Genomic DNA, 7021 nt, shown 5'->3' with positions numbered 1-7021 from the left:
AGTCGACCGGCCATTTGGATTTTGATGCCCTTTGCACCAGCGTCCATCGTCTGTTCGAGCATTCGTTTCATTGTGCGGCGGAAGCTGGATCGCTTTGCCAATTGCTGCGAGATGTCCTCAGCAACCAATTGAGCTTGCAGTTCAGGGCGTCCAACTTCTTCCACTTTCAGGTTGATGCGACGTCCGACCAGGTTCTGCAGTTCGGCTTGCAGGATCTCAATTTCCTGTCCCTTCTTGCCGATGATCAAACCTGGGCGAGCAACGTAGAGCATCACCCGAACTTCATCGCGAGTACGTTCGATCTCGATACGATCGATTCCCGCGCTCTTGTATTGTGACTTCTTGGGGTGCTTGGTGATGAATTCGCGAATCTTGCGATCTTCCACCAGCAGGTCCGCAAAATCCTGCTTCGAGGCATACCAACGACTTCCCCAACCACGGGTGACGCCGGTACGAAACGCAATCGGATTGACTTTTTGACCCATGGGAGAGTGCTGAGTGCTGAAGGCAGGGAGTTAAATAAACGGTGTTGTGTTTGGTGTCGTTTGGATGCCTGAGGATTCCCTCAGGCGATCATCAACTAAACATTTTCAATGTGTGTCAGGCCCACACGAATGTGGCTGGAACGTTTCTTGATCATGAACGCCATGCCACGAGCACGAGGCTGGATGCGTTTGAACATCGGGCCGCCGTCGACGCGAACGTCGGTGATGACCAGTTCTTCGATGCGATGGCTGCGTCCGCTGTTTTGATCGGGGTCCTGTGCGTTCCCGACAGCACTTTTGATCACCTTCTCAAGCATGCGAGCACCACGTTGGGGCTGATACTTCAGGGTGTCCAATGCTTCGTCGGCAAACATGCCACGAACCAAATCGGCAACCAGACGCACCTTTTGGGCGCTGATGCGGGCGTTCTTATGATATGCGTTGAATTGAGACATGTCTGTCGCTAAATCGTTTGACTCGTGAAATTCACCAACCGTATGGTGGGACGCTAGTGATTAGCGTTTGCCCTTGCCGCCGTGACCCTTGAAGGTCCGCGTGGGAGCAAACTCACCGAGTTTGTGACCCACCATGTCTTCGGTCACCAACACTTTGATGTGCTGGCGGCCGTTGTGAACCATGAACGTGACGTTCACGAATTCTGGAACGATCGTGCAAGATCGTGCCCATGTCTTGATCGGTTCTTTCGAGCCTGTTTCGGCTGCCTTCTGAACTTTGAAAAAGACTTTTGGGTCAACAAAGGGACCCTTCTTACTGCTTCGACTCATGATTTTTTACCGGAGTTGCCGCTGAAAGGGTGGCCTACTTGTGGAGTTTCAACTGACCGTAGCGACGACTCTTGCGTCGGCGAACGATCGACGAGTTGCTTGGTTTACGTTTTTGACGTGTACGGCCGCCCTTAGCACTCTTGCCCGATGGGCTGACTGGGTGACGTCCACCTTTGGTTCGGCCTTCACCACCACCGTGCGGGTGATCGATTGGGTTCATGGCGGTGCCACGAACGTGAGGTCGACGACCCAACCAACGTGAACGACCAGCTTTACCGAGCACAACATTCATGTGGTCGCTATTGCCAACTTGACCGATTGTTGCGCGGCAAGCACTCGGAACGCGACGAACTTCGCCGGATGGAAGCAACAACTGAGCCCAGTCAGCTTCGCGAGCTTGAAGGGTCGCTTGTGTTCCGGCCGAGCGGCACATCACTGCTCCGCGGCCAGCACGCATTTCAATGCAGCAAACCGACGTTCCCAGTGGGATGTTTTTCAGTGGCAAGCAGTTGCCGACCACTGGAGGTGCGTCAGGTCCGTTTTGTAGTTTGTCGCCCGCGGCAACTCCCGAAGGAGCGATCACGTAATGCTTTTCGCCATCGGGGTACTTCAGCAGTGCGATGCGTGCGGTGCGGTTCGGGTCGTATTGAACCGAATCGACCGTTGCAACGACACCGTCTTTGACACGACGGAAGTCGATGACGCGGTATTTCTGTTTGTGTCCGCCACCACGGTGACGCGAAGTGATTTTGCCCTGGTTGTTCCGTCCGCCGGTTTTGGTCTTTGGACGCAGCAAGGAACGTTCTGGCTTGTAGCCAGGCGTCAGTTCCTTGAAGTCGCTAACCGACGCGTTGCGTCGGCCGGCGCTGGTCGGCTTGTAGATTCGGATGCCCATGAGTATCGCTTTTTCTTGCGAGCTGTTTCTGTGCGGGGAAGTGTTGCGTTGAGATTGGTGTCAGATCTTTGGCGAACCAAGAGATCTTCACAGTGTCCTAGAAGAAGTCGATGCGATGGTCTTCGTGAAGCGAGACGATTGCTTTCTTCCAGTCGCTGGTTCGTCCAATCTTGTATTTGAACCGGCGGGCTTTCCCTTTGCGGGTCTGGGTGCGAACCTTCAGGACTTTCACGTCGAACAAATGTTCAACAGCCTTTTTGACGTCCAGTTTGGTGGCGTCGCGGTGGATTTGGAACGCGTATTGGTTGTTCCGCGTGGCGCGGTGCACACCTTTTTCGGTGACGAGCGGTTTCAGCAAGACCTGGTGGGGTTCCAGTTCAATCTTGCGCTCAACAGGTTTAGGTGGTTGGATCGCAGACATATCAGGCCGCTGCCTCCGCTTCGTTGGTGTTCTGGGTGGAACCGGCGAATGTGCCGTCTTTGACTCGGTCCAGTGCTTCTTGTGTGAAGAGCACTCGTTTAGGAGTCAGCAGGGTCAGTGCGTTCAGTTGGCGAACGGGTTCGACCGTTACGCCACTGATGTTGCGTCCGCTCTTGTAGATGATTTGGTCATCGCCAGCGGTTGCGATCAAAGTCGTGGTGTTCGCCAATCCGAGGTTCTTCAGGATTTGAGCGATTTGGCTGGTCTTAGGGGCGTCCAGCTTCAGTTCGTTGATGACAACGATTTCGCCATCGTCGATTCGCGAGCGGATTGCCATGCGAGTGGCGATCTTGATAGCTTTCTTAGGTAGGCGATAGCTGTAGTCGCGAGGTTTGACGGTTCGTGCAACACCACCACCACGGCGAACGTTGGTTCGCTTGGAGCCGGCACGTGCGTTGCCGGTGCCCTTTTGGCGGTACATCTTCTTGTTGGTGCCGCTGACTTGGCCACGGGTTCTTGTGTTGTGCGAACCTTGGCGTTTGTTGGCTTGGTACATGACCACCACGTCGTGCAGCAGTTGTTTGCTGACTCGGTTGGCGATTTGTTCGGTGTCGATCTCGTACTGGCCGACTTCTTTGCCGGATGCGTCGAGGATAGGTAGGTTTGCCATGATTGTATTCCTCAGCCGACTTTGTTGGTTTGACGAATCGAGACAAAGCCGCCGTTAGGTCCAGGAACCGCACCGCGAATCATCAGCAGGTTGTTTTCTGCGTCGACGCGAACGACTTCAAGGTTACGGGTGGTGACTTTGGCGTTGCCGTACTGGCCAGCCATTCGCTTGCCTTTGAACGTGCGGCTCGGCGATGCACTCATCCCGGTACCACCGGCGTGACGGTGACACTTCTTGACGCCGTGGGTGGCACGTTGTCCAGCGAAGTTGTGTCGTTTCATGACACCGGCGAAGCCGCGTCCCTTGCTGGTGCCGGTGACATCAACCTTTTTGACATCGTTGAATTGTTCAACGGTGAGGGTGTCGCCGACGTTTGCTTCGGATGGTCCGCGGAATTCGCGAACGAATCGTTGTGGTTCGCAATCTGCCTTGGCGGGGGCTTCGATGCCTGCGGCCGAGCGTTTCTTGGAACGCTTGCTTTCGATGGTTGCAACTTGGCCACGCTCACTGCGTTTTGCCAAGCGGCGTGGTTTGTCTTCGAAACCCATTTGAACGGCTTCATAACCGTCGCGGTCTTTGCTGCGTACTTGGAGTACGTGGCAAGGGCCAGCTTGCACGACCGTGACGGGAACAGCGGTTCCGTCTTCCAGGAAGATCTGAGTCATCCCGATTTTACGGCCAAGGATAGATGGTGACATAACAGTTCCTGCTCGCGGTTAGCGAGCGATGTGCGATTCGTTAGGAGTTCCGAGACCTTCGAAGCGATCTGCTCAAGTGATCGGCGGACGCCGAGCCTGAGTGATTTCGCCGCGACATCCGACCATGCGGAAAACCGTGACCAATTCGTGTGTGTGATGGGGTAACTTGAGTCGGTCCCCGGTGAGGTGGCGTTTTGCCGTGGGGTCCGATCTTGTTCAGACTGGGAGGCCGGTTGAAGACTGGTTTTGCTAGCGAAGTGATTCGCCGTCGCTCAATCAGTGATGGCTCTTTGTCAGTTGAGTGCCGGGGTTGCGAAGTGCGATTGTCGACCGATCAGCGGGCGGACGCCTTGATCTTGATATCGACACCAGCCGGCAGGCTTAGCTTGTTGAGTGCTTCGATCGTCTTGGCGGATGCCTGAACGATGTCCACCAAACGCTTGTGCGTTCGGATTTCATATTGTTGGCGAGCCTTCTTGTTGACAAAGGGGCTCGACAGAACCGTGTATCGTTCTATTCGGGTCGGCAAAGGAATTGGGCCATGCACAATGCTGGCGGTTGCTTTGACGGTATCGACAATGTCGCGGGCACTCTGGTCCAGCACGGCATGGTCGTACGCTTCCATTCGAATGCGGATGACTTCGCTGGGGCCGGTTGACACTGCTTACTTCCAAGTCGGGAACGAGAAAACGAGTCCATTCCTCACAACAACTTTGCTGTGGGGAGGCGAGAATGTACGGTTGACGTCATTGAGCGTCAACGGCTTTTGAACAATTGATGAAAAAAAGCCGTTGATTTTGCCGGGATTGATCTTGGCAGCGACTTGTCGCGACCCAATCCGTGCTAGGAAGCTTGGAATCGCGTCTTTTGCGCTCTCTGTCTTTTGTGTTTTCGATTCGCCAAGGCAATGGTCATCGACGCGATTGATCGATCCCTTGAGTCGGTGTTAGTTGACTTGCTTTGAATAGGCAAGGCAAATTGGGTTGAGCGGGTTTGTTGATTTGCGTTCGTTGGTCTTGTTTTGGGGCGGGTGGTTGATTGGACGTTGATTTTGACGGCGATTTGCCTTCTTCGCCGTCCGGCGGTGGAGCCAGTTGTATTGGTGGGAGCGAGTCGCGGGCGATCGTCGGGTTGTCCAGTGATTCTTGCGGTTTGGGTGTTCGTGTGATCGTGGCCGCTTGGGTGCTGGGCGGCGGAGGTTTGCTGGGTGTCGCCCGTTCTTTGTCGCCCGCATCGGCCGGGCTCGGGACGCATCAGCAGTTGGGTTTGCCGCCGTGTTCGATGCGGATGTTGTTTGGCCTTCGCTGTCCCGCGTGCGGCATGACGACTTCTTGGAGTTGGTTGACGCGAGGGGATCTGGTTGCCTCCGCCTCAGCGAATTTGTCCGGGATGTTGCTGGGTTTGTTTGTTGTGTTGTTGCTTGTGTTGGGGTTGAGGTTGGTTTGGTATGGCCGCAGTTTGTCTCGCCGGGTGAACTGGTGGGTTGGTTTTGGTGTCGTGTTCATCGGTGTTCTCAGCGTCGCTGAATGGCTGGTTCGGTTGCAGTTCGATTGAATTTCGAGCCAAAAGTTTGATTCCCCCTACACGAATGTGGCGGATGCGTGTGAGAATGCGGCCCGCGTTGGTCTTCAGAAGGCCGGCGGTTTTCGTTTATTTCCTGGCAATTTCCACCTTGGCGTCAAAATGAGTGACACCTTCAATCCCGACACGCCCAATATCGACGCGCCCGCAATCGATTCGCCCACGACGGATCCTGAGCCAGCAGAATTCGAAGTGAAGATGGCGTCGCGGGTCGACCGTTTGCCTCCATACATGTTTGGTCGCATCAACAACCTGCTGTATCAAAAGCGGCGTGCTGGGGATGACGTGATCGATCTCGGGATGGGCAATCCATCGGATCCGCCTGATCCCGTTGTTGTTCAGAAGCTGAATGACGCAGCGGCTGATATCGGTAACCACGGTTACAGCAAATCAAACGGGATCACGAATCTTCGTCGCGAGGTGGCTAGCAAATACCATCGCAAATACGGCGTGCGATTGGATCCGGAAGGCGAGATCATCGCTTGTCTGGGAAGCAAGGAAGGTTTCTCGCACATGTGTTTGGCTCTGATGGGGCCTGGCGATACAGCGATCATTCCATCGCCCTACTTCCCGGTTCACATGTATGGCGTGATTTTGGCGTCGGGCAATGTGGTGGCGTTGGATGTGGCGGATCCGGACAAGTTCCTGCGGAACGTTGCCTACACGTGCGAAAACCTAACGCCTCGGCCAAAGGTTTTGATCGTCAATTACCCGCACAACCCATCGTCGGCCGTGATCGAAGCTGACTTCTTTGTTGAAGTCGTTCGTTTGGCGAAAAAGTACGGCCTGATGGTCATTCATGACTTCGCTTACGCCGATGTCGCGTTCGACGGTTATGTGCCGCCGAGCTTTTTGTCGGCTCCCGGGGCGAAGGATGTCGGCGTTGAGTTCACGACGATGAGCAAGGGATACAACATGGCCGGTTGGCGTGTTGGCTTCTGCGCTGGAAACGCGGATATGGTTCGCGGTCTGGGCACGATCAAGGGCTATTACGACTACGGCATGTTCCAGGCGATTCAAATCGCTGCGATCGTGGCTCTTCGGGAAACGGAAGCGACTGTTGCGAAGCAATCCGAGGTCTATCAAAGCCGGCGTGATGTGTTGGTCAGCGGTCTGCGTCGGCTCGGTTGGAATGTGAATCCTCCGAAGGCGGGCATGTTCGTTTGGGCCGAAGTTCCTGAGCCTTGGAAGAGCCAAATGAGCACCATGGATTTCGCAATGATGTTGCTAGAGGACGGTAATGTGGCGGTCAGTCCAGGCAGTGGTTTCGGTGCCGCGGGGGAAGGCTATCTGCGGATGTCTTTGGTTGAAAACGAGCACCGGTTGCGTCAAGCGGTTCGTCAGATCGGAAAGTGTCTGGCAGCCGGGAAAGCGGACGCGGGGCCTGTCGCTTCGTCGGCTTCGTAGTTCAGTCGCCAGTTCGTGTTCATTAGGCTTGTCGGGCAGCAGTGTTTGTCGGCGTTTTCTGGTCGTGATTGGTTCTTGA

General features: G+C 55.1%; 10 protein-coding genes. 2 read left to right on the top strand and 8 right to left on the bottom strand.

Annotation, left to right across the window (positions count from 1 at the left end):
• From rpsC to rpsJ, 8 genes are all read right to left on the bottom strand, one after another.
• The coding region (rpsC, locus tag B2R17_RS18145; RefSeq protein ID WP_286765094.1) for a 30S ribosomal protein S3 at positions 1–485 on the bottom strand (485 nt) is incomplete at its 3' end.
• 95 nt (positions 486–580) lie between these two features.
• A complete protein-coding gene (gene rplV, locus B2R17_RS18140; protein WP_011121604.1) occupies positions 581–940 on the bottom strand; it encodes a 50S ribosomal protein L22 in 360 nt (119 codons plus the stop codon).
• Positions 941–1000: 60 nt separating this feature from the next.
• The gene (gene rpsS, locus B2R17_RS18135; RefSeq protein WP_007326800.1) at positions 1001–1270 is read right to left on the bottom strand and encodes a 30S ribosomal protein S19; all 270 of its coding nucleotides are present in this window, start codon (positions 1268–1270) and stop codon (positions 1001–1003) included.
• A 34-nt stretch (positions 1271–1304) separates the two neighbouring features.
• The gene (gene rplB, locus B2R17_RS18130; protein WP_007326799.1) at positions 1305–2165 is read right to left on the bottom strand and encodes a 50S ribosomal protein L2; all 861 of its coding nucleotides are present in this window, start codon (positions 2163–2165) and stop codon (positions 1305–1307) included.
• Between the two features lie 97 nt (positions 2166–2262).
• Positions 2263–2586 carry a 50S ribosomal protein L23 gene (gene rplW / locus B2R17_RS18125; protein ID WP_008661866.1) on the bottom strand — a complete coding sequence of 108 codons (324 nt, stop codon included), beginning with the start codon at positions 2584–2586 and terminating at the stop codon, positions 2263–2265.
• Between the two features lies 1 nt (position 2587).
• Positions 2588–3256, bottom strand: coding sequence for a 50S ribosomal protein L4 (rplD, locus tag B2R17_RS18120; protein ID WP_007326797.1), 669 nt, complete (start codon positions 3254–3256; stop codon positions 2588–2590).
• A gap of 11 nt (positions 3257–3267) precedes the next feature.
• On the bottom strand, positions 3268–3954 hold the full coding sequence (gene rplC / locus B2R17_RS18115; RefSeq protein ID WP_081610958.1) for a 50S ribosomal protein L3: 687 nt from the start codon (positions 3952–3954) through the stop codon (positions 3268–3270).
• Positions 3955–4288: 334 nt separating this feature from the next.
• On the bottom strand, positions 4289–4615 hold the full coding sequence (gene rpsJ, locus B2R17_RS18110) for a 30S ribosomal protein S10 (RefSeq protein ID WP_007326795.1): 327 nt from the start codon (positions 4613–4615) through the stop codon (positions 4289–4291).
• Positions 4616–5085: 470 nt separating this feature from the next.
• On the opposite strand from rpsJ, the gene B2R17_RS18105 reads away from it, so the two are divergent.
• Together B2R17_RS18105 and B2R17_RS18100 are read left to right on the top strand one after the other, a co-directional pair.
• Positions 5086–5508 (top strand): DUF2752 domain-containing protein, encoded by a 423-nt coding sequence (locus B2R17_RS18105; RefSeq protein WP_236615711.1) that lies wholly within the window; start codon positions 5086–5088, stop codon positions 5506–5508.
• A 129-nt stretch (positions 5509–5637) separates the two neighbouring features.
• A complete protein-coding gene (locus B2R17_RS18100; RefSeq protein WP_037251403.1) occupies positions 5638–6942 on the top strand; it encodes an aminotransferase class I/II-fold pyridoxal phosphate-dependent enzyme in 1305 nt (434 codons plus the stop codon).
• Positions 6943–7021: the final 79 nt, after the last annotated feature.

It is taken from the genome of Rhodopirellula sp. UBA1907, from assembly GCF_002337565.1.
GTDB classification, from domain to species: Bacteria; Planctomycetota; Planctomycetia; order Pirellulales; family Pirellulaceae; genus Rhodopirellula; species Rhodopirellula europaea.
This window is presented reverse-complemented; position numbering and strand designations above follow the sequence as displayed.

Excerpts from the sequence above, each read along its gene's own strand:
- rplW (WP_008661866.1), bottom strand. The coding sequence starts at position 2,586 with ATGTCTGCGATCCAACCACCTAAACCTGTTGAGCGCAAGATTGAACTG.
- rplB (WP_007326799.1), bottom strand. The coding sequence starts at position 2,165 with ATGGGCATCCGAATCTACAAGCCGACCAGCGCCGGCCGACGCAACGCG.
- rplC (WP_081610958.1), bottom strand. The coding sequence starts at position 3,954 with ATGTCACCATCTATCCTTGGCCGTAAAATCGGGATGACTCAGATCTTC.
- rplD (WP_007326797.1), bottom strand. The coding sequence starts at position 3,256 with ATGGCAAACCTACCTATCCTCGACGCATCCGGCAAAGAAGTCGGCCAG.
- B2R17_RS18100 (WP_037251403.1), top strand. The coding sequence starts at position 5,638 with ATGAGTGACACCTTCAATCCCGACACGCCCAATATCGACGCGCCCGCA.
- rplV (WP_011121604.1), bottom strand. The coding sequence starts at position 940 with ATGTCTCAATTCAACGCATATCATAAGAACGCCCGCATCAGCGCCCAA.
- rpsS (WP_007326800.1), bottom strand. The coding sequence starts at position 1,270 with ATGAGTCGAAGCAGTAAGAAGGGTCCCTTTGTTGACCCAAAAGTCTTT.